Genomic DNA, 21,868 nt, shown 5'->3' with positions numbered 1-21,868 from the left:
GGGATAAGCGCTGAAAGCATCTAAGCGCGAAGCCCCCCTCAAGATGAGATTTCCCACTGTAAAGGTAAGACCCCTGGAAGATGACCAGGTTGATAGGTTCGAGGTGGAAGCGCGGCAACGCGTGAAGCTGACGAATACTAATCGGTCGAGGGCTTATCCTAAATTTACCCCACAAAGTGACGATTCGCTTCGAAGCGTAGTCCGATTACTTTGCGGGGGCCCCGGAAACGGGTTCAGCTTGAAGCAAATCATTCGCATCCGGTTTTCAGGGTGCAAGACACTCTGAACTACATGACGCGGGGTGGAGCAGTCCGGTAGCTCGTCGGGCTCATAACCCGAAGGCCGCAGGTTCAAATCCTGCCCCCGCAACCAATTCAACAACTAATGCGGTTGTGGTGGAATTGGCAGACACGCTATCTTGAGGGGGTAGTGGGCTTCGCCCGTGGAGGTTCGAGTCCTCTCAACCGCACCATAACATCCAGACGCGGTCGTGGCGGAATTGGCAGACGCGCTAGATTCAGGTTCTAGTGGTAGCAATACCGTGGAGGTTCAAGTCCTCTCGACCGCACCATACGCACAACATATCCTTCCGATTTGGAAGGTTTTTTTGTTTCAGTCTTCCCGGAGAAGGAAATCGGTTTTGTGCACTATTCAAATCCGGTTTGGCTTGATATATTTCGGATTAGAATTTGTTGTTTTACAATTTTCAACTGATATGATTGCGGGAACAGGAGGCAAGCGCATGAACATCCCCGACTATTTTTTGCGGCGTCCGGCATTGCGCGATGAAGATTTCGTTCATTTCGAACGACTGTATAGGCTGATGACGGAGCAAGAGGGCACCCCGGAATTGACGTATGATCTCTCTGCGCCTAAGTGGATGTTCCTCAGCTGGCTGTGCGAAACGAAAAACATTGTGCTTCACGGGTCAGCCAATCCCGCCATTGCCGAATTTGAACCGCGCCAATCGAACGACGTCAACGAATTCGGCAACAGACGCGCCGTATATGCGGCATCGGACGGGATCTGGCCCATTTATTTTGCCATCGTGGACCGGGAACGCGTCACCTCGCTGCTGAACGGCTGTTTCCGCATTCCGGATGATGAGGACGGCGGGTATGCATACTACTACTATTTCTCTGTCGACCAGGATGCGCTGCCCCATTTCCCGTGGAAGAACGGCATGATCTATCTGTTGCCTCGCGATTCGTTCGAACAGCAGGCGCCGATCGAGTTCGACGGAACGCGAGTTGAAATGACGCAATGGGCGAGTCCGGTTGCCGTCAGACCGATTGCCAAATTGGCCGTAGAGCCGGATGATTTTCCTTTCCTTTGCCAAGTGGAAGGTCATGACCCCGCGCTTGTTGCCGAGCGGGCAAAACGGGACCCGGACGGGTTTCCGTGGCGGACGCCGTGATTTCGCCGCGCCTCCGTTCTGAAGCGAGAGTACGGGAGAGCATTCGCCGGGAGCTTGTGCGGACGGAACAGCAGGGAACCGCAGAAACGGTCTTGACCCGGAACGGCTGGTTGCGTATAATCTAATAGTGCCCCTGAAAACGGGGAAGATGCGTCAGGGTCGTTTGACCATCGATTGACAAGCGGACGTGGCTCAGCGGTAGAGCATCGCCTTGCCAAGGCGAGGGTCGCGGGTTCGATTCCCGTCGTCCGCTCCATCTCACGTGCCCATAGCTCAGCCGGATAGAGCGTTTGACTACGAATCAAAAGGTCGGGAGTTCGAATCTCTCTGGGCACGCCATTTTTATTTCATCGGGACGTAGCTCAGCTTGGTAGAGCACCTGGTTTGGGACCAGGGGGTCGCATGTTCGAATCGTGTCGTCCCGACCATTGTGAATCAGCGGGAAGACCCGCTTTCATATGCAAACACAGAAAGCCTTGGGATCGCCAAGGCTTTTCTTATTGCCGCGGAGAGTGTACCGCCGTCAGACTCGCGAGATGTCGGGCCATGATGCCGCGGATTGCGTCATCGTTGACCGCCTGATTGTGCGAAACGGCGTGCAGGGCAAGACCGTCAATCAGTGCGTGCAACCGCCGCGCTTCCAGATCCAAATCGATGTCCGGCGGCAGCAGGCCGTACTGGTTCATGGCGGCAAGCATTTTGCGGAACAGATTGTACAGCTGTTCATGCGTCTCGGCGGCCAATGCGCCGAGTCCGGCATTGGTAAGCGCCTTGCCCATAAAGGCAAGCCAGATGACCGCTTCGGTCTGCCGCTCCTCGTCCAGCGGCAGCGTCTGTTCGATGACCGTCGCCACATCGGTGCGGATGTCGCCGGTAAGCGGCATTTTCTCGATTCGTTCCCGGATCCGTTCGCCGACCCTGCGGAGCGCATAGGCCAGCAGATCGTCCTGGCTGGTGAAATAATGGCGGAGCGAACCGAGCGAAACGCCGGCTTCTCTGGCGACATTGCGCACGGAGGCCGCTTCCAGCCCGTCGCGCCGGATTACGCGCCATGCCGCATCCGCAAGCTGACGGCGGCGGACTTCATGATCGACAACTTTAGGCATATGCCCATTATAGCCGCATTGATTTCACCGTACAAGCGTGTTAAAATACGTTTTGTTTTAGTACGTTTGTATTAAATTGAGACAATAACAACCGGAAAGGAGCGGGTGTTATGATCGCGGCCATGATCATTGCCTGTGAGATCGGATTTTGGCTGTTCGTATTGGCCGGTCTGGCCTGTCGATATCTAATCGGGAAGCGCCGTCTGGGAGGCGTGCTTCTGGCGAGTACGATCCTGGTTGACGTGGCGCTGCTCATTTTTACGACGATAGATATTCGGAACGGAGCCACGGCCGGATTCTTCCACGGTCTCGCGGCGGTGTATATCGGCGTTTCGATCGTCTTCGGGAAACAGATGATCCGGTGGGCGGACGGCAAATTCGCCATCGGTTCGCCGGGGGTCCCGCACCTGCTCCGAAACCGAAGTACGGAGCGGCACACGCGCGGTATGAACGGATCATGTGGTTGAAACATCTGCTGGCATGGATGATCGGGAGCGCCATCCTGATCGGGCTGGTGCTGTACATCGACAATATCGACAGAAGCCGGGAACTCTTGAACATGATCGGCAAATGGGCGATCGTGCTGGCCATTGATTTTCTGATCAGTTTCAGTTACACGATCTGGCCGCGCAAGGAAAAAACGGTGAACGGGTAATCCGGCACGCCTCACCCGATCCGCAGCCACTGCAAATGGGCTGCGCCGCTCAGCCGGATCCACAGGCTGCGGCGGTCTTCCGGCAGCGCGAGCGCCCCGCGGCACGTCTTCCATTCCTGCCGGCCCCCCGGGGGGACAGGACAGCTTCCGGCAACGGCGCCGTCCGGACCGTCGATCCGGATCTCCGCCTCGGCGCCGTCCGCGCTCCAGGCGCGCAGTTCGATGAACGTGACGCCGGGCGGAACCGCAACATCGTCGAAGCGGATCCAGCCCCCGTCCGACACAGCCGCGCTGTCGCCGCCCTCCGAACATTCGTCGATGAAGATGCCGGCATAGCCGTCGCAGTCGACCGCGCGCGTCACTTGCCGCAGATCGCGGGGCGGCACAACCTCGCCGTTGACGTTCAGACTGCCTGCCAGGCGGATATCGGCCGATGATGCGCCGACCATGATCCGGCAGACGCCCCGTTCGAGGCACCAGCAGGATCGCGTGATGTCCCAGAAGCGAAGATCGTCCGAAGACAGTTCGAACGTCACCCGCTTCGATTCGCCAGGCGCAAGGCCGATCCGCGCAAATCCGGCGAGTTGCCGAAGCGGCCGCTGCACGCGGGAATCTTCGCACCGGATGTAGAGCTGCGGCACTTCTTCCCCATAAACATCCGACACGTTCGTGACCGTGAAGCCGATCTTTACACGCTCGCCGTACCCGATGGCATCGGCGCTTATCGTCAGATCGGCATATTCGAACCGCGAATAAGACAAGCCATATCCGAACGGATAGAGCGGCTCGCCGTCGAAATAGAGGTACGTCCGCTTGCCCTGAATGATGTCATAATCCATGAAATCCGGCAGCTGATCGGCAGAGCGGTACCACGTCATGTTCAGCCTGCCGGCCGGATTGAACCGACCGAACAGCGTGCCGGCAACCGCCCGGCCGAGTTCCTGGCCGGCATGCGCCAGATAGAGAATGGCGGGGGCGTGTTCGGCCGTCCAACCGAGGGCAAACGGATAGCTGCCGATGACGACGACGATCGTATTCGGGTTCACGGCGAGCACCTCGCGGATCAACCGCTCTTGCGGTTCCGGCAGCGCAATATCCGGCCGGTCGACCGTCTCCTTGCCGTTGATCAGCGGGTGGTTGCCGACGAAGACGACAGCCGCGTCGGCCTGGCGCGCCGCCTCCGCCGCTTCCCGCAAGCCGTCCGCTGCGATTTCCACCGCGAACCGCTCGCATTCCGCGCTGCCGGACACGCCCTGCACCTCCGCGGCGCCGGCGACATTGACCACGTTCGCCGTCTCGCCGGCGTCGCCGGTGCCGGCGAGCAGCATGCCGTCCGGGCCGACGCGCACCGGCTGACCGTTCCACGTCCGGACCCTTACGCAGTCCTCATCCGACCGATCCAGTTGAAAAACTTCCTTCGTGAACCATCCCCAGATATCGTCCGCCGAAGCGAGCACGCGCCGGTCATCCGTCGTCAGAAATTTGCCGTTTCGAACCGCCGTCAGCGTCGCGCTGTCCCAGCCCCAGTCGTTCAGCTCGAACACGTCGGCGTCTTCCGCGCGTTCGGCGTCCGCTACAAGCGGCGCGTCTTCTCCTTCGGCAATCCGCACATACCGGCCCGTCGTACTCGACTTCAGCCGCACCCGGGTTGCGCCTTTCGCATGGATGACCCGGTCTCCGGCATCCACCGCGCCAGCCGGTCCATGCGGCTGCACACGGCCCGCCAGCGCTTCGACGATGCCGGCGAGAGGCGTCACCGCGTAGGGAAGGGTGCCGCTGTACCAGTCCCGGTACACGACATCGGCCAGGGGGCCGATGACCGCGATCTTGCGGATCCGATCGGCGGACAGCGGCAGCACGCCGTCGTTCTTGAGCAGGACGATGCTCTTGCGGGCCGCTTCCAGCGACAACGCCTCGTGCTCGGGCCGCATCATGTGCGATTCGCCGATTTCGGCATACGGATTCCGGTCGTCCGGATCGAACTCGCCGAGCCGGAAGCGGACGCGGAACGTATTGCGCAACGCGACATCGAGATCGTTCTCGGTGAGCAGCCCCATCTCCAGCGCTTCGCGGATCGCTTGTTTAACCACTTTCGCGTCATCCGTGATACTGTCGATGCCGGCCCTGATTGACGCTGCAACCGCAGCAGGCAGCGACGCCATGTATCCGTGGTCGCGCACCGTGCCGGTGACGTCGAACGCGTCGCTGACGACGAAGCCGTTCATGCCCCATTCCTGCTTGACGACGGAAGTGATCATCGGCAACAGATTGGCGGGCACGCCGTTCACCGCATTGTACGCCGTCATCATCGAGAGCGCGCCGCCTTCTTTGAACGCCGTCTCGAACACTTTCAGATAGTACTCCCGCATGTTGCGCGGATCGATGCTGACCGACTTGTCGCCGCGGCCGGCTTCATTGTTGTTGCCGAGAAAATGCTTCAGCGTCGCGACCGCTTTCAGATAAAACGGGTGATCGCCCTGGATTCCCCTGATGAGCGCCGACGCCAGTTTGCCGACGAGAAAAGGATCCTCGCCATAGGCCTCCTCTGTGCGTCCCCAGCGCGGGTCGCGCTCGAGATCGACCGTCGGCGCCCACAGCGTGAGCCCGTTGACCGCCGGGTTGCGCCGGTACCAGACGCGCGCCTCGTCGCCGATGACGCTGCCGACGCGGCGCAGCAGATCGGCGTCCCACGTGCAAGCGAGACCAATCGGCTGCGGGAATGTCGTCGCCGGCCCAAGCCAGGCGATGCCGTGCGCCGCTTCGGTGCCGTGCTTGTACGGCGCGATGCCGAGGCGGGGCACCGCGTCCTGGTACTGGGCCATCAGATTGATTTTCTCTTCCGTCGTCAGTCTCCCGATCAGATCGTTCACCCTCGTCTCGAGCGGAAGATCCGGATCGCGGAACGGATATTGCCATTGTTCGGCCATGCATGCGGCTCCTTTCGCGGGCGGGCCGAAGCCCGCATCTTTGAATGCGCTGTCACAGTAAACGGCATTGTAGCACTCCGCGGGCCGGCCGACTACCGCAACAATCCGCACAAAAATCCGGGCAAAATGCGGCATCGGCCGCTAATGCAGCCGACGGAACTGTTCCGGTGTCATCCCGACATGCCGGCGGAACGTGGCGATGAAATGGCTGGCGTCCCGAAACCCGACCCGCTCCGCAACTTCCCGGACGGAGAGGGGGGACGAGCTGGTCAGCATTTCCTTCGCCTTGCGCAGCCGAAGCTGGATGAAATAGGCATAGGGCGACTGGCCGAACGTCTCGCGGAACAGCCCGTTCACCCGGCGGCTCGACAGATTGAGGACGCCGGCGATCTGATCCATGCCGACGGAAGGATCGGAGCAGCGGCTTTCCATCCATTCGATGACCGTCCGCAGCTGCTCGAGCCGGTCCGGATCGCCGTTTTTCCGTCCGGGCTGCGACGTCGGGTAGCGGGTCATGGCAAGCAGAAAATGATACGCCGACGTCGAAGCTTCAATGCCGAACACGTCGCCGCCCTGCTCCAGCCGTTCCAACATCTGCTCGATCAGCCGTCCCGCGGCGGCATCGGCGGGCCACTGGAAGAACGTCGACTGATGAACGCCCGCAGCTGCGAGGATGCTGTCCGCCGCCGCGCCGCCGAATGTCAGATACGCCGTCTCCCAGCGGCCTTCTTCCGCTTCATAGGTGTGAGCGACGCCGGGGAAGAGCAGGATGCCCGAGCCGGAAGGGAGCGGATGCGATCGGCCTTCGACCGCTATCCGGCCTCTGCCGGACATCGTCTGCAGCCAATGGTAGTAAGGGTAGCCGTCCGGCCGCACAATCCGCTCCTGATCCGGATTGAGGCCGACGCTCTCGACGGCGAGCGGCAGCCGCCCGAGCTGCTCGAAAGGCATCACAACGCGCCGATGCACCAGCAAGGGTCTGCACCATCCTTATATTTCCGTTTTCTTATATCTGAAATCCATAATATTATATTTAACGTGAATTTAATAGCGTTTACAATGATATCAAATCTTATATTATGGGAGGATTCTGCACCATGCTGAGCCATAAGCTCCCCAAGATTTGGTATGGCGGCGACTACAATCCGGAGCAATGGGACGATCCGCACGTGTGGAGCGAAGACATCCGCATGTTCAAGCTGGCGGGCATTGATGTGGCGACGTTGAACGTCTTCTCTTGGGCACTCAACCAACCGGACGAGGAGACGTACAATTTTGATCACTTGGACGCGACGATCAACCGGCTGTACGAGAACGGCATCTATACGTGCCTTGCGACCAGCACGGGCGCGCATCCCGCCTGGATGGCGAAGAAATACCCGGACGTGCTGCGCGTCGACTATCATGGCCGCAAACGCAAGTTCGGCGGCCGTCACAATTCGTGTCCGAACAGTCCGACGTACCGCAAATTCTCCGCGCTTATGGCCGAGAAGCTGGCCGAACGGTACAAAGATCATCCGGCCGTCATCATGTGGCACGTCTCGAACGAATACGGCGGCTACTGCTATTGCGAACGGTGCGAAGCCGCGTTCCGCGAATGGCTGAAGCGGCGCTACGGCACGCTTGAAAACGTCAACAGGGCGTGGAACACCCGCTTCTGGGGCCATACGTTCTACGATTGGGACGAGATCGTGGCGCCGAACGAGCTGAGCGAGGAGTGGGCCGGCAACCGGACGAACTTCCAGGGCATCTCGCTCGATTACCGGCGGTTCCAGTCCGACAGCCTGCTCGAATGTTACAAGCTGGAATATGACGCGATCAAAAAACATACCCCGCACATTCCCGTCACAACGAACTTGATGGGCACCTATCCCGAGCTGGACTATTTCGCCTGGGCCAAGCATCTGGATGTCGTCTCCTGGGACAACTATCCGGCGCTCGACACGCCGTTCAGCTACACGGCAATGGTGCACGATCTGATGCGCGGGCTGAAGAGCGGTCAGCCGTTCATGCTGATGGAGCAGACGCCGAGCCAGCAGAACTGGCAGCCGTACAACTCGCTGAAGCGGCCGGGCGTGATGCGGCTGTGGAGCTACCAGGCGGTCGCGCGCGGAGCGGATACGGTCATGTTCTTCCAGCTTCGACGTTCGATCGGGGCTTGCGAGAAATTCCACGGCGCCGTCATCGAACACGTCGGCCATGAACATACGCGGGTTTTCCGCGAAGTGGCGGAGCTCGGCGGCGAGCTGAAACAGCTCGGCGACCGGATTCTTGACGGGCGCGTCGAAGCGAAGGTCGCGATCGTGTTCGACTGGGAGAACCGGTGGGCGATCAGCCTGTCGAGCGGCCCGACGATCGCGCTCGATTACGTCAAGGAAGTGCACAAATATTACGACGCGCTGTTCAAGCAGAATATCCAGGTCGACATGATCGGCGTGGACGAGCCGCTCGACAAATACGACGTCGTCATCGCGCCGGTGCTCTACATGGTGAAGCCGGGCTATGCGGCGAAACTCGAAGCGTTCGTCGAGCGGGGCGGCACGTTCGTCACGACGTTCTTCAGCGGCATCGTTGACGAGCGCGACATCGTGCGGACCGGCGGCTATCCGGGCGAACTGCGGCGCATGCTCGGCATCTGGGCGGAGGAGATCGACGCGTTGTTCCCGGACCGGCGGAACCGGATCGTCATGACGAAACCGCACGGCGCGCTTGAAGGGGAATACGAGTGCGGTCTGCTCTGCGACCTGATCCATCTCGAAGGCGCGGAAGCGATCGCCGTCTACGGCGACGATTTCTACGCCGGCATGCCGGTCGTGACGGTGAACCGGTTCGGCGCCGGACAGGCGTGGTACGTCGCTTCCAGCCCGGACGCGGCGTTCCTCGAAGGGTTCCTCGGCAAGCTGTGCGCGGACAAGAACATCCGGCCGCTGGTCCGAAAAGCGCCGGAAGGCGTGGAAAGCTCGCGGCGGGTGAAGGGCGGCCGCGGCGTGCTGTTCCTCCTGAACCACAATGCCGATATGAAAGAAGTAGAACTGCATGAAGGCCGTTACAGAGATCTGCTGAGCGGCGAGACGGTGGAAGGACGGACGGCCGTGCCGGGCAGAGGCGTACGGCTGCTGGAAGAGGCGTGAGCGAAAGGCCGGCCGTCCGAAGAGAACGCAATGGGGGTGGACGCCCCGTGTTTCAATCCGCGCTTCAGTTCGTCAATAACCTGCGTCTTCGGACGAAGCTGGCGCTTTCATTCTGCGTCGTCGTGTTCATTCCCGTCGTGGCGGTCGGCTTGCTGCTGACCGGCGAGCTGCGGAACATGGCGCTCGATAACGCCGTCGAACAGACGCTGGCCAACGTCGAGCGCGTCAAGCAGCGCACGATGGAAGTGATCAACGTGGCGAATGACATCGCCTACCGGCTGGCGAACGACGACCGGCTGGAGACGGTGGCGAACCGCAGGTACGGCACGACCTGGGAAGTCGTGGCCGCCTACCGGTCTTATCCCGATTTCGAACAGTACGTCAACCTGTACAACGAGATCTCGAACATCCGGTTCTACATGGAAAATCCGACCATGCTGAACAACTGGGAATTCATGCAGCCGGACGAGAAGATCAAGAACTCCTGGTGGTACCGGTGGGCGATGGACAGCTTCAGCGGAACCGTGGGCTGGTATTACCTGGAGGACGAACGGGACGGCCGCCATTACCTGAGCCTCGTGCGCAAAGTCTATTTTCCCGGTGCGAAAACCAGCGGCGTGCTCGTCGTCAACGTGAACATGGACACGCTCGGCACGATCGTCAGGCAGGAATCGTTCGAGACGATGATCGTGGACGACAGCGGCACGATCGTGTCGGCGAACCGCCCCGAGCGGACGGGCCTCACGCTCGCCGGCATCGAATTTGATCCGCAGCTTGCGGAAGCCCGGCAGGGCATGTTCGAACAGCAGATCGACGGGGAAGCGTACCGCGTCCTCGTCGAGCCGCTGGCGCCGAACGCGAGCGTGAACGGGCTGCGGATCATCACCATTTTCGCGGTGGATGACATCACGGCCGATGTCGACCGCATCCAGACGACGGCGCTCATCGTCATTCTCGCCGCGCTCGCCCTCGGCATCATGCTGACCTACGCGTTCTCCGGGATGCTTACCCGGCGGATGAGCCGGCTCAGCAAACATATAACGAAGGTGGCGACAGGGAACCTCACCACCGTCATGGAGATCGACGGCCAGGACGAGATCGGCCAGCTCGCGCGCCAGTTCAATTCGATGGTCTCCAGCATCCATGCGCTCGTGAATGAAGTGCAGGAATCGAACCGGCAGAGGCATCAGCTGGAAATGAAGCAGAACGAGATCCGGCTCAAAATGCTGGCCAGCCAGATCAATCCGCACTTCCTGTTCAACGCCCTGGAGTCGATCCGCATGAAGGCGCATCTAAAAGGGGAGAAGGAGATCGCCCAGATCGTCCGGCTGCTCGGCAAGCTGATGCGCAAGAATCTCGAGATCAGCCGCCGCCTCTCGCGGCTGGAAGACGAAATCGACATCGTCCGGTGCTATCTCGACATCCAGCGGTTCCGTTACGAAGAGCGGCTGAAGTATGAATTGCAGATTGAGCCGGGGACGGAGTCCATCCCCGTGCCGCCGCTCATCATCCAGCCGATTGTTGAAAACGCCGTTATCCATGGTCTGGAAGGCAAAGAGGAAGGCGGCACCGTCACCCTTCGCATCGTCCGGGACGGAGAGACGGCCCTGGTCGAGGTCATCGACGACGGGGTCGGCATGGACGAAGACCGGCTTGCCGCGCTCACCGCTTCGCTTGACGAACAGGAAGGGGAGGAGCAGCGCCGGATCGGCCTGCGCAATGTCCATCAACGATTGATCCTGATGTACGGCCCGTCCAGCGGGCTGCGTCTGGAGAGCACATCCGGCGCCGGCACACGCGTCTCGTTCCGGCTGCCGGTCGGAGGTGAAAGGCTTCATGTACAAAGTGCTGGTGGTGGATGATGAACCGACCATCCGCGAAGGACTCCGCACGCTGGTCGACTGGGAATCTTTCGGCTTCCGGGTCGTCGATACGGGCGTGAACGGACGGGATGCGCTTACGAAGTACGAGCAGCACCGCCCGGATCTCATCATCATCGACATCCGGATGCCGGGCATCGACGGTCTGGAGGCGATCGAGCGGCTGCGCGCCCGCGACAAACGGCTGCACATGCTCATACTGAGCGGCTATGCGGAGTTCGATTATGCCCGCCGGGCGATGTCGCACCAGATCGACGGGTACATGCTCAAGCCGGTGGATGAAGACGAGCTGATCGATTACTTGCAGCGGCTGAGGAAGACGCTCGACCAGGAAGCCGCCGAGCGGGAGCGCGCCGCCGGGTGGACGCCGGAGATGGTCATCCGGTCGCTGCTCTCGGGAACGCCTCCCGCCGCGTTGACGGAAGCGGCCGAGAACGCCGGTCTGGACGGCGCGTCATGGGAGGCCGTGATTGTTCGGCCCCACGGCAAGCCGCTCGAGCCGGACGTCCTGATGGAAGCCGGCCAGCGGCTGGCCGGCAAACTGTCCGCGGCAGAGCGGATCTGCTACACGGCGGAAGGCGACCTGGGGCTGCTCGTCATGAACGGCGTTGGGAGCGAATCGCAGCGCGCGGCGCTTATGAACGCGATTGAAGACGCGCTTGCCGGCCTCCACATGGAGGTCACGGCCGCGTCCGGCGGCGTCGTGGACAGCTGGTCAGGGATTCCGCAGTCCCATGCCCGGGCGGCAGCGGCTCTTCGCCGGGCTTTCTTCCTCGAACCGGGAAGCATCCATCCGACGGGCGCCGCCCCGTGGGATCCATGCGGTGAACAGGCTGCTGAACCGCCCGATTTGTCCGATCTGACGGACAAGCTGACGCTTGCCATCGATGTGGCCAGCGAGATTTCGATCGGCGAGTGGATCGAGCAGGCGGGTTCCCGGCTGCTCGCGTCCGGTGCCGATGAAGAAGCGGTCAAGGCGACGTGCGCCCGGCTCGTCTCGGCCGTCGCCGCGCGCCTGGAAGCCCGGCGGCCCGGTTCGGCGGAGGGGACGCTGCAGCGCGGTCTGGTCGAGCTGTACAAGGCTTGCCGCTTCACGCAGCTCATGGAGCGGATGCGCAGCCTGCTGATCGAATTCGCCCGGCAGTCGGAGCAGGGCGGGGCCGAGACGCAGGTGAAGAAAATGATCGACATCATTCACCGCCACTACGACCGTTCCTTGAGGCTCGAGACAATCGCCGAACTGCTGGGCTACAGCAGCGCTTATCTGGGCAAAGTGTTCAAGCATAAGACCGGCGAGAACTTCAACACCTACCTCGACAAGGTGCGGATCGAGGAGGCGAAGAAGCTGCTCGTTCAAGGCATGAAGGTGTACGAAGTCGCGGAGCGGGTCGGCTACGCGAACGTCGATTATTTTCACGGGAAATTTCGCAAATATGTGGGCATGTCGCCTGCCGCGTACCGGAAAACGGCGGGCGGAAGCTGAGATAAAGCAGGCTGCCGGCGCGCCGGGAAGGTGACGCGGCAGCCTGACTGATTTTGATATGATTTTCGGCATAAAATGCCGGGTACTGCGGTGCAAGCGATTCCGCTAGAATGAGGGGTGTCAAACAGGAGGGTTCGCATGGAAGCGGTAACTTCAACACGGCAAACGACCAAGACGCGGAAAGAGCGAACCAAACGTTTTTTCCGCAGGGCGCTCCAGAACCGGTGGCTGTATGCGATGTCGCTGCCATTCGTCGTCTGGGTGTTCATTTTCAACTACCTTCCCCTCTGGGGATGGACAATGGCGTTTCAGCGTTACAAAATCGGCCGGTCGTTCTTCGAACAGGAATGGGTCGGGCTGGAACATTTCCGCGCGCTTTTTCAGGATGATCTGTTCTATCAGGTGCTGCGCAACACGCTGGTGATGAGCCTGATGGGACTCGTGGCGGGTTTCGTCGTCCCGATCTTCTTCGCGCTGATGCTGAACGAAGTTCGCCAAATGTTCTACAAACGTTTCGTGCAAACGGTATCTTATCTGCCCCACTTCGTCTCGTGGGTCGTCGTCGCCGGCATCGTCACGAAGATGCTGTCCACGGACAACGGCGCGGTGAACGATCTGCTCATGTGGCTCGGCATCATTGACGAGCCGATCCAGTTCATGGCGAAGGGCAAGCTGTTCTGGATCATCGTCACGCTGGCCGATGTCTGGAAGGAGACCGGATGGAACGCGATCATCTACCTGGCGGCGATCGCGGGGATCGGCCCCGAGTTGTACGAGGCCGCCCGGGTCGACGGCGCAAACCGGATCCAGCAGATGTGGCACATCACGCTGCCCGGCATCCGCACGACGATTATCATCCTGCTGATCATGTCGATCGGCCACCTGATCAGCATCGGGTTCGAGAAGCAGTTCCTGCTCGGCAACAACCTGGTGCGAGAGTACTCGCAGGTGCTCGATCTGTACGCGCTGAACTACGGTCTCGGCATGGGGCGGTTCTCGTTCGGCACGGCAATCAACATTTTCAACTCGGTCGTCAGCGTCATCCTGCTGTTCACGGCGAACGGCATTTTCAAGCGCGTGACCAAGGAAAGCATCATGTAAGGAGGAGCGCGCATGAGACGCAGTAGCCATTCGACATCCTTGACGGACCGGCTGTTCGACTTGTTCGTGTACGTGTTCGTGACGGGTGTCCTGGTCATCACGCTGTATCCGTTTCTGAACGTGGCGGCCATCTCGTTCAACGATTCCATCGATACCGTGCGGGGCGGCATCACGGTCTATCCGCGGGAGTTCACGCTGAAGAATTATGAAGTGATCTTCTCTTACAAACATCTGGGGACGGGCTTTCGCAACTCGGCGCTCCGCACGCTGATCGGCACGGCGCTCGGCGTGCTCAGCTCGTCGATGCTCGCCTACACGCTGAGCCGGAAGGACTTCCAGGGGCGGCGGTTCATCTCCGTCTTCCTGGCGCTCACGATGTACGTAACGGGCGGTCTCATTCCGTTCTTCCTGCTGATCCGCGAACTGGATCTGATGAACACGTTCGCCGTCTACATTCTGCCGGGCATTGTCAGCGCCTTCAACGTGTTCGTCGTCCGCTCGTTCATCGACGGGCTCCCGTACGCGCTGCAAGAGTCGGCCAAAATCGACGGTGCGAACGATTTCACGATATACTGGCGCATCATCCTGCCGCTCACGAAACCGGCGCTCGCGACGATCGCGCTGTTCGTGGCGGTCGGGCAGTGGAACTCGTGGTTCGATACGTACCTGTTCAACTCGCAATCCGATCATCTGACAACGCTGCAGTACGAGCTCATGAAAGTGCTGCAGAGCACGCAGTCTAATGTCGATTACCGGGCGCGCAACATGACCGAGGTCATGTCGCAAGTTTCACCGGAATCCGTCAAGATGGCGATCACGATGGTCGTCACGCTGCCAATCCTGTTCGTTTATCCGTTCCTGCAGCGCTATTTCGTGAAAGGCATGACGCTCGGCGCGGTCAAGACCTGACCGGCTCTGGAAATGGTTACCGATAACTCCGGTATTGGCGGGTTAGCCCGTTGACCAATACAACACTTTCTGACTCAATCATCAGGGAGGGGTATCACACAGCATGAGCCGAAAGAGAAAATGGTTGGTCTCGCTGCTTGCCGTCGTCATGCTGGCAGGTCTGCTTGCAGGCTGCGGCGGCAAGAAGAACGACGGCGGAGGAAGCAGCGGAGGGAACGCCGGCGGGTCATCGACGTCCGCGAACAGCGGCGGCAGCAGCGGCGGATCCGGCGATTCGCTTGAACCGATTACGTTCACATTCTACGGCGCGGACGCAAGTCCGAACTGGCAGAACATGCAGGACGCCGTCGGCCGGGCGATCACGGCGGCAACGGGCGTGACGCTCGACGCGGAATTCGAGGTCGGCGATCCGGCGCAGAAGATCGCGCTGATCGCGGCATCCGGCGATTATCCGCACCTGATCAGCCCGAAGGGCGATCTCGGCAAGCTGGTTGAAGCCGGCGCCATGCTCGACCTGACGGATCTGATCGAGCAGCATGCGCCGAACATCAAGAAGCTGTTCGGCGATCAGATCAAACGGCTGCGCTACAGCGAAGAAGACCCTTCGATCTACGTCATTCCGACGTATGCGGAAGTGGGTCAGACGTACTTCGATGCGGGCGGCGGCTTCCAGCTGCAGCACCGCGTCGTGAAAGAGCTCGGGTATCCGCGCATCCGGACGGTGAAAGACTTCGAGAACGCGATCCGCGAGTACCTCAAGAAGCACCCGACGGACGAGAACGGCAACCCGAACATCGGCCTGTCGCTCAACGCGGACGACTGGCGCATGTACATCTCGGTCACGAACCCGGCGTTCTTCACGACGGGCGGGCCGGATGACGGAGAATACCACATCGACATCGACACCTACGAAGTCACGTACCATTTCCGCCGTCCGATCGAGAAGGAATACTTCCGCTGGCTGAACCATATGAACGCGGAAGGCCTGCTGGACAAGGAAAGCTTCGTGCAGAAGTATGACCAATACCTGGCGAAGATCGCTTCCGGCCGCGTGCTCGGTCTGATCGACCAGCGCTGGGACTTCCAGGACGGCGAGAACGCGCTCAAGGCGGAAGGCAAATTTGAATACGGTTACGGCCATTATCCGGTTACGCTGACGGAAGAATTCAAGGAAACGTCGTTCTGGCCGGTCGGCTTCAGCCCGGGATGGGGCGTCGGCATCACGGTCGATTGCCCGGATCCGGTCCGCGCGATCAAGTTCCTCGACTTCCTCGCCTCCGAAGAAGGCCAGCTTCTCGACAACTGGGGCATCGAAGGCGAGCATTATGTCTACGATGAGAACGGCAAGCGCGTCATTCCGGATGAAATCACGGAGCGGAAGAAGAACGACCCGACGGGCTTCCAGCGCGAATCGGGCATCGGTCTCTACCACAACCTCGGCGCCCACTACGGCGACGGCGTGCTCGACTCGACGGGCAACTACTACACGACGAACTTCCCGGAACAAATCGTCGCTACGTACAACGAGGTCGAGAAGGAGACGCTGGCGGCTTACGGCGCCACGACGTGGAAAGATCTGTTCCCGAGCGAAGAGGAATTCCCGGTCAAGCCGTGGGGTGCGGCGTGGAACATCCAGATTCCGGCAGACAGCGAACTGAACGTGCAGCAGGAGCGGATGAAGGAAATTACGTGGCGCCGCATTCCGGAAGCCATCCTGGCGCCGCCGGAGGACTTCGACCGCATCTGGGACGAATATCAGCAGGAGCTGCTCAAGGCGGGCGTCGAGAAGATGGAAGACGAATACGAGAAGCTCGTCAAGGCGCGCGTCAAACTGTGGAACGAATAATCGGGAAAGTGCGGAGAGTCCGTATTGCGCGGGCTCTTCGTTTTTGAGTTTTTTGACCTGAAGCGGTTACAATGGAACCATCATGCGCAGACGGGAGAGAGACGATATGACCGGCGTATTGGATCGATTGTGGTACCGTCGTCCGGCCGGCGTATGGGAGGAAGCGCTTCCTATCGGGAACGGACGGCTTGGCGCGATGCTGTTCGGCGGCGTCCGGCTGGACCGGATCCTGCTGAATGAAGATACGCTGTGGGCGGGGTATCCCCGTGAGACGGTCGACTGCGAGGCCAGGCGGCATCTGGCCCGCTCGCGCGAGCTGATCTTCGCGGGACGGCTGACGGAGGCGCAGCGGCTGATTGAATCCCGGATGACCGGCCGGAACGTGCAGCCTTATTTGCCGCTCGGAGAGCTGGCAATCGAATGGCTGGACGGGGAGGATGACGCGTCGGATTATGTGCGTTCGCTGCGGATTTTCGACGGGATGGCGGACGTCCGGTTCTCTTCGGGCGGCCTCCGGATGCGCCGCGCCTATTGGGCGAGCGTCCCGGATCAGGTGATCGTCGTCCGGTACGAGGCGGATGGCGGGACGATAGATCTGGCGGCCGCGCTGTCGTCGCCGGTCAGGAGCTCGGTGTCCGTTATGGATGACGGCCGCACGCTGGTGCTTGCCGGCCGGGCGCCGAGCCATGTCGCCGACAACTGGCGAGGCGACCATCCGGAACCCGTGTTGTACGAAGAAGGCCGGGGCATGCGGTTCGAGGCGCGCGTCCGCCTTGAAACCGACGGCGTCGTTGAAGCGGACGGGGAACGGCTGATCGTGCGCGGCGCATCCCGGCTCACGGCGTATATCGCCGCCGCCACGGCGTTCGTGGATTGGCGCACGCCGCCGGATGAGAGCGGCGCGCATTCGGCGCGCTGCGAGGCGCAGCTTGTGGCGGCGGAGCAAGCGGGATATGAGGCGCTGCTGGAGCGCCACCTGGCCGATCACCGGGCTTTGATGAGCCGCGTGTCGCTGCGTCTTGCGGGCGGGGAAGCTGCGGGTTTGCCTGACGCAGATTCGCCGGGATCGCATGCGGCCGGCAAGGATGCGACAGGATCGGATACGGCAGGTTCGGATGCGGTTGGTTCGGCAGCCGCAACGGCAGAATCGGGACAGGCGGGAATGGACCGATCGGAAGCTGGGTGGACAGCTTCCTTCGGCTTGAATCGAGTCAGTATGAATGACCTTCCGACGGATGAGCGGCTCAAAGCGTATCAATCCGGCAATCCCGATCCCGCGCTTGAGGCGCTGTATTTCCAATACGGCCGCTACCTGCTGCTCGCGTCGTCGCGTCCCGGCACGCAGCCAGCCAACCTGCAGGGCATCTGGAACCCGCACGTCCAGCCGCCCTGGTTCAGCGACTATACGATCAACATCAACACCGAAATGAACTATTGGCCGGCCGAAGTGTGCAATTTGAGCGAATGCCATGAACCGCTGTTCGCGATGCTCGGCGAACTGGCAGAAAGCGGCACCCGGACGGCGCGCATCCATTACGGCTGCCGCGGCTGGACCGCGCATCACAACGTCGACCTGTGGCGCATGTCGACGCCGAGCGACGGCAGCGCGAGCTGGGCGTTTTGGCCGATGGGCGGCGCCTGGCTCGCAACCCATCTGTGGGAGCGGTACCTGTTCGAGCCCGATCTTGATTTTCTGCGCGACACCGCTTATCCGCTTATGCGGGGGGCGGCGCTGTTCTGTCTCGACTGGCTCGTCCCGGGCCCGGACGGCACGCTCGTCACCAATCCTTCGACATCGCCGGAGAACGTGTTTTTGACGCCGGAAGGCGAGCCGTGCAGCGTCACCTGGGGTTCGACGATGGACATGGCGATCATCCGCGAACTGTTTGCGGCGTGCATCGAGGCATCCCGATTGCTCGGCGCGGACGAATCGCTGCGCGGCGAGCTCGAAGCGGCGCTGGCGAAGTTGCCGCCGTACCGGATCGGCAAGCACGGCCAGCTGCAGGAATGGGCCGTCGACTATGATGAGCATGAGCCGGGCCACCGGCATGTTTCGCATCTGTTCGGCCTGTTCCCGGGCTCGCATCTGAATGAGACGACGCCGGAGCTGCTGGAGGCCGCGCGCGTGACCCTGGAGCGGCGGCTCAAGCACGGCGGCGGCCATACCGGCTGGAGCTGCGCATGGCTCATTCTGCTGTATGCGCGGCTGAAGGACGCGGAGACGGCCCACGGGTTTATCCGGACGCTGCTCTCCCGCTCGACGTACCCGAACCTGTTCGACGCCCATCCGCCGTTCCAGATCGACGGCAACTTCGGCGGCGCGGCCGGCATTGCGGAGCTGCTCGTGCAGAGCCGCCTCGGCTCCGTCGATCTGCTGCCCGCCTTGCCTGCAGACTGGCGGAGCGGCGAGGTGCGCGGCCTGCACGCGCGCGGCGGCTTCACCATCGATATCGCGTGGGCGGACGGCACGCTGCGGGAAGCCCGCATCACCTCGCGGTACGGCAAGCCGCTGCGCGTCCGCCATGCCCGGCCGGTGGCCGTCTACGGCCCGGACGGCGCGCTGCTGCTGCACCTCGCTCCCGGCGAAGCGCCGCCCGCCATCGATACCGCGAAGGGCGGCGTCTATCGGATCGTGCCGGTGTAATGGACATGTGCCGCGCGCTGCTCCCGGCGCGCGGCTCGCCGCATGATGGCGGTCAAATCTCATCCCGAGGGACTGCAGCGTTGATGGCACACCACAGGGCTTCCCCGACCGGTCGGGGCAACATTTCATACGGTCACGTGGTGAACAGACGAAAAATTTTCTTCTATTTTTGATTCTCATGCCCGATCCAGCGAAATAGACGACAGATCTTCGTTTAATTTTTCAAAATTCGCCGAAATCGTCCGAGTTGCCGGAAATGGGCGAAATTTTTTCTTCTATTTTTATTGAGAAGGCCGTTTTCGACAATATAGAAGCAAATATTTCGCTTGTGCGCCTGGCCAAGCCAGGCATCGCTAGCTGGTGCAAGTCCAGCCGGGGTAAAGGCCAAGCTGCCCCGTAGCTAGCAGGCAACTTAGGGAGAAATCCGTGGGTTGAAGCCCTGGGGCGGCCAACCGATTTCTGGCGAAGATCGACTGGTACCTCATCAAGAGGCTCATGATCTTCTGCCGGAAGAAGTACAAGAAGTGGTCGCTGAGACGATCCCGCTTCTACGAGATCCTGAGGGAAGCCAGACTGCGGTCCGCTACCACGTGGCGAAGTACGTATTGCGCAAGGTGAAGAACGTCGGAAAGCCGTATGCGGGAAAACCGCTTGTACGGTTTGATGAGGAGGGGATGGTCCCCCAGCCCTTTACTCTACATCTTGCCGGGCGAGCCAAGCCGGAGCCTTTTTGATCAACATCCCTTCGGCTCGAACAGGGCGATCTGCCGCTTGCCGGCCTTGAGCAGCGCAATCCGCCGGTATCGTTCATGCCGAAGCTTGTGCGACTTGTCTGCAATGAGCGCAATGACCGACGCGCCGGGACGAAGAAGGGGGAAGAGGCTGTCGAGCATCCGGGCTGCCGGATCGGCGCTCCCGCTCTGCCATCCGGTCAGATGGCCGTAGGGAAGATCCGCAATGACGATGTTGACGGGGCAGAACCCGCTGTCCCGAACGGCTTCTGGCGATCCGACCGTGATATCCGCCGGGAACATTTCGATGGATTCGACGGTTCCGCAGGCACGGTACCCGTCCAGCATCGCGGCGCTCTCGAGCGCCTCCGCGTGGGACGGCTTGCCGTACTGCTCATACAGCTCGCGGAGCTGTTCGATGCGCGCGCGCATGCCTTCCGCCGTGAGCAGCGACAGGTTGCGCCTTGCCGTTTCAAGCATCGACTCATCTATGTCGGATGCGAAAACGGCGCGGATTTGCGCACCATGCAGCAGACCGATGACCGTCAGCAAATATCCGCTGCCGCAGCACGGGTCGTAGATGGCATATGGGCCCGAATGGCCTCGCTCCTCCAGATAGTGAAAGCAGCGCTGCACGATCTCGTCCGCCAGCCGGACCGGAAACGGCGCGGCTCCTTTCGCGTTGTAAAGCACCCGCCCGCTGGCAAAATGCCCGCGGGGCTCGTCCGTTGCAAAACGGTATTCCAAAACGCATCACCTGAACATCACGTCATACGGGCATCATAACATAACTTACGGGAAAACGGCAGGAGTAGGACAAAGCGGAAGAGAAATGGACATGGCAGGACAGCCGGCATTTGCAAGGATCTGTCGGGCGAAAATCATCTGCGGGAAAATGCGGAGGAAGCCCGGATCAACCGCGCGTTCAATCGGATGTACATTGACGGGGGCGCATGCGATGATCGGGCCGGCCGATCGGCGACGCCTTCGTGGAGAGAGTAAGCGTCAAGACCGCAGCGTGTCCGCGGCGATGCGGCTTTCAAGTCTATCGGGCTCAAGCGGCAGCGAAGACGATGCGGGCTCAGCGTCATGCGGTAACTCGCTCGTCGCCATCCCGGACAGGCCCGGCGCAGCTAGGGATGCCGGGACATGGACAGTCGCCGCTTCAGATTCGGGACCGGCAAGTCCCGAAATCCATGCCGCGTAGAAGCGTCCGAGCATCCGGACGGCTGCGGGAACGAGCAGGACGAGCAGGAGGCCGAAGCCGCCGACGATCCAGGATTGCTCGTACGGGGTCAAGCCGAACGTACGGCCAATAAACTCGAACAGCCAGCCGTCCGCGAACAACTCGTATTCGAATTGTCCGTTGACGATCATCCGTGCGGCGGGGGAGAGTGTGACGGCCAGTGCCACAGCGGGCACGACTATCGCGAGCGTGAAGCAGACCACCCCTGCCGGAAGCTGCAGCAGGCAGTAGACGATGCCGCGATACGACCGCCTGTCGGCCAAAACGGCCAGCAGACTTCTCAAGCCCCGCTGTTCACGCGCCGGTCCGCCATGATCCGCCATCGGCGCATCCGCCGGTTGCTTGCCGTTCATCCAGGCGGATGTCAGCCCGTACTCGCTTTCCATCATCCGCCGGCAGACGATCAGCACGAACGCCAGCAGCGGCAATCCGATGATGACCGCGGAAGCGGCGATGCCGACGGAAAGGCCAATGACCGCGAACAGAAACGCCCCGATTCCTTTCGGCAGCGACAGAAGCAGCAGTTTCCAGGCTTCCCATGCAGATGGTTTCTTCATGATTCGGATCCACGCCTTCGCTTTGGTGTTGTCGAATTGACTCCATCGTACCTTACCGCCGCTGTTCCCGCATCGGTTCGCGGCCTGACCGTCTTCCCCGACCCGGGTCCGACATCTCGCCCGGACGTTCGGCGAAATGCCCGGCCGAGACCGCCAGCCAAACCACCTAACGACAACCTGACAAAAACAATGAATTGTTTTTCTCTTGTACGCTAGATTATTACTGTTATATGAT

16 protein-coding genes, 6 tRNA genes and 1 rRNA gene are annotated in these 21,868 nt (G+C 61.0%); 18 read left to right on the top strand and 5 right to left on the bottom strand.

The window, feature by feature from the left end; translation table 11 throughout:
• From C6W55_RS12115 to C6W55_RS12080, 8 genes are all read left to right on the top strand, one after another.
• Positions 1-161 (top strand): 23S ribosomal RNA (locus C6W55_RS12115); the annotation flags it as partial.
• Between the two features lie 134 nt (positions 162-295).
• Positions 296-372 (top strand) — tRNA-Met (locus C6W55_RS12110).
• 14 nt (positions 373-386) lie between these two features.
• Positions 387-472: transfer RNA gene (locus C6W55_RS12105), tRNA-Leu, on the top strand.
• 12 nt (positions 473-484) lie between these two features.
• Positions 485-571: transfer RNA gene (locus C6W55_RS12100), tRNA-Leu, on the top strand.
• Complete coding sequence (locus C6W55_RS12095) at positions 542-1,417, top strand: hypothetical protein (RefSeq protein WP_286892788.1); 876 nt, start codon at positions 542-544, stop codon at positions 1,415-1,417. The genes C6W55_RS12100 and C6W55_RS12095 overlap by 30 nt, the downstream gene beginning before the upstream one ends.
• A gap of 181 nt (positions 1,418-1,598) precedes the next feature.
• A tRNA-Gly gene (locus tag C6W55_RS12090) sits at positions 1,599-1,673 on the top strand.
• Positions 1,674-1,679: 6 nt separating this feature from the next.
• Positions 1,680-1,756: transfer RNA gene (locus C6W55_RS12085), tRNA-Arg, on the top strand.
• A gap of 12 nt (positions 1,757-1,768) precedes the next feature.
• Positions 1,769-1,845 (top strand) — tRNA-Pro (locus C6W55_RS12080).
• 69 nt (positions 1,846-1,914) lie between these two features.
• Here the strand turns inward: C6W55_RS12080 and C6W55_RS12075 are convergent.
• The gene (locus tag C6W55_RS12075; RefSeq protein WP_286892787.1) at positions 1,915-2,523 is read right to left on the bottom strand and encodes a TetR/AcrR family transcriptional regulator; all 609 of its coding nucleotides are present in this window, start codon (positions 2,521-2,523) and stop codon (positions 1,915-1,917) included.
• A gap of 110 nt (positions 2,524-2,633) precedes the next feature.
• Between C6W55_RS12075 and C6W55_RS12070 the strand changes: the two genes are divergently transcribed.
• A complete protein-coding gene (locus C6W55_RS12070; protein ID WP_353682039.1) occupies positions 2,634-2,990 on the top strand; it encodes a hypothetical protein in 357 nt (118 codons plus the stop codon).
• Complete coding sequence (locus tag C6W55_RS18145) at positions 2,981-3,178, top strand: hypothetical protein (RefSeq protein WP_353682038.1); 198 nt, start codon at positions 2,981-2,983, stop codon at positions 3,176-3,178. Before C6W55_RS12070 ends, C6W55_RS18145 begins: the two co-directional genes overlap by 10 nt.
• An 11-nt stretch (positions 3,179-3,189) precedes the next feature.
• Here C6W55_RS18145 and C6W55_RS12065 read toward each other — a convergent pair whose 3' ends face one another.
• Entirely contained in the window at positions 3,190-6,105 is a 2,916-nt protein-coding gene (locus tag C6W55_RS12065; protein ID WP_286892786.1) for a glycoside hydrolase family 3 protein, read from the bottom strand.
• A gap of 141 nt (positions 6,106-6,246) precedes the next feature.
• Positions 6,247-7,074, bottom strand: coding sequence for an AraC family transcriptional regulator (locus tag C6W55_RS12060; RefSeq protein ID WP_244860519.1), 828 nt, complete (start codon positions 7,072-7,074; stop codon positions 6,247-6,249).
• Positions 7,075-7,202: 128 nt separating this feature from the next.
• Between C6W55_RS12060 and C6W55_RS12055 the strand changes: the two genes are divergently transcribed.
• The 8 genes from C6W55_RS12055 to C6W55_RS12020 all read left to right on the top strand — a co-directional run bounded on the left by C6W55_RS12055 (position 7,203) and on the right by C6W55_RS12020 (position 19,833).
• Positions 7,203-9,236 (top strand): beta-galactosidase, encoded by a 2,034-nt coding sequence (locus C6W55_RS12055; RefSeq protein WP_286892785.1) that lies wholly within the window; start codon positions 7,203-7,205, stop codon positions 9,234-9,236.
• A 47-nt stretch (positions 9,237-9,283) separates the two neighbouring features.
• Positions 9,284-11,098, top strand: coding sequence for a sensor histidine kinase (locus C6W55_RS12050; protein WP_286892784.1), 1,815 nt, complete (start codon positions 9,284-9,286; stop codon positions 11,096-11,098).
• Positions 11,073-12,599: a response regulator transcription factor gene (locus C6W55_RS12045; protein WP_286892783.1), complete on the top strand. Its 1,527-nt coding sequence runs from the start codon at positions 11,073-11,075 to the stop codon at positions 12,597-12,599. Before C6W55_RS12050 ends, C6W55_RS12045 begins: the two co-directional genes overlap by 26 nt.
• Before the next feature lie 138 nt (positions 12,600-12,737).
• A complete protein-coding gene (locus C6W55_RS12040; RefSeq protein ID WP_286892782.1) occupies positions 12,738-13,700 on the top strand; it encodes an ABC transporter permease in 963 nt (320 codons plus the stop codon).
• A 12-nt stretch (positions 13,701-13,712) separates the two neighbouring features.
• Entirely contained in the window at positions 13,713-14,609 is an 897-nt protein-coding gene (locus tag C6W55_RS12035; RefSeq protein WP_286892781.1) for a carbohydrate ABC transporter permease, read from the top strand.
• Between the two features lie 103 nt (positions 14,610-14,712).
• Entirely contained in the window at positions 14,713-16,455 is a 1,743-nt protein-coding gene (locus C6W55_RS12030) for an ABC transporter substrate-binding protein (RefSeq protein WP_286892780.1), read from the top strand.
• A 106-nt stretch (positions 16,456-16,561) separates the two neighbouring features.
• Positions 16,562-19,099, top strand: coding sequence for a glycoside hydrolase family 95 protein (locus C6W55_RS12025; protein WP_286892779.1), 2,538 nt, complete (start codon positions 16,562-16,564; stop codon positions 19,097-19,099).
• Between the two features lie 431 nt (positions 19,100-19,530).
• Positions 19,531-19,833 (top strand): hypothetical protein, encoded by a 303-nt coding sequence (locus tag C6W55_RS12020; protein ID WP_286892778.1) that lies wholly within the window; start codon positions 19,531-19,533, stop codon positions 19,831-19,833.
• Here the strand turns inward: C6W55_RS12020 and C6W55_RS12015 are convergent, their stop codons facing one another.
• Positions 19,834-20,577: a hypothetical protein gene (locus C6W55_RS12015; protein WP_286892777.1), complete on the bottom strand. Its 744-nt coding sequence runs from the start codon at positions 20,575-20,577 to the stop codon at positions 19,834-19,836. It lies immediately after the preceding gene.
• Positions 20,578-20,835: 258 nt separating this feature from the next.
• A complete protein-coding gene (locus C6W55_RS12010) occupies positions 20,836-21,633 on the bottom strand; it encodes a sensor domain-containing protein (RefSeq protein ID WP_286892776.1) in 798 nt (265 codons plus the stop codon).
• Positions 21,634-21,868 lie beyond the last annotated feature (235 nt).

Source organism: Thermobacillus sp., from assembly GCF_003390775.1.
GTDB lineage: Bacteria > Bacillota > Bacilli > Paenibacillales > Paenibacillaceae > Thermobacillus > Thermobacillus xylanilyticus.
Note: the sequence above shows the minus strand (reverse complement) of the source record. Positions and strands in the feature narration are given on the sequence as shown.

Coding starts and splice junctions, on each gene's coding strand:
- C6W55_RS12075 (WP_286892787.1), bottom strand. CDS start 2,523: ATGCCTAAAGTTGTCGATCATGAAGTCCGCCGCCGTCAGCTTGCGGAT.
- C6W55_RS12070 (WP_353682039.1), top strand. CDS start 2,634: ATGATCGCGGCCATGATCATTGCCTGTGAGATCGGATTTTGGCTGTTC.
- C6W55_RS18145 (WP_353682038.1), top strand. CDS start 2,981: ATGTGGTTGAAACATCTGCTGGCATGGATGATCGGGAGCGCCATCCTG.
- C6W55_RS12065 (WP_286892786.1), bottom strand. CDS start 6,105: ATGGCCGAACAATGGCAATATCCGTTCCGCGATCCGGATCTTCCGCTC.
- C6W55_RS12055 (WP_286892785.1), top strand. CDS start 7,203: ATGCTGAGCCATAAGCTCCCCAAGATTTGGTATGGCGGCGACTACAAT.
- C6W55_RS12045 (WP_286892783.1), top strand. CDS start 11,073: ATGTACAAAGTGCTGGTGGTGGATGATGAACCGACCATCCGCGAAGGA.
- C6W55_RS12040 (WP_286892782.1), top strand. CDS start 12,738: ATGGAAGCGGTAACTTCAACACGGCAAACGACCAAGACGCGGAAAGAG.
- C6W55_RS12035 (WP_286892781.1), top strand. CDS start 13,713: ATGAGACGCAGTAGCCATTCGACATCCTTGACGGACCGGCTGTTCGAC.
- C6W55_RS12030 (WP_286892780.1), top strand. CDS start 14,713: ATGAGCCGAAAGAGAAAATGGTTGGTCTCGCTGCTTGCCGTCGTCATG.
- C6W55_RS12025 (WP_286892779.1), top strand. CDS start 16,562: ATGACCGGCGTATTGGATCGATTGTGGTACCGTCGTCCGGCCGGCGTA.
- C6W55_RS12010 (WP_286892776.1), bottom strand. CDS start 21,633: ATGAAGAAACCATCTGCATGGGAAGCCTGGAAACTGCTGCTTCTGTCG.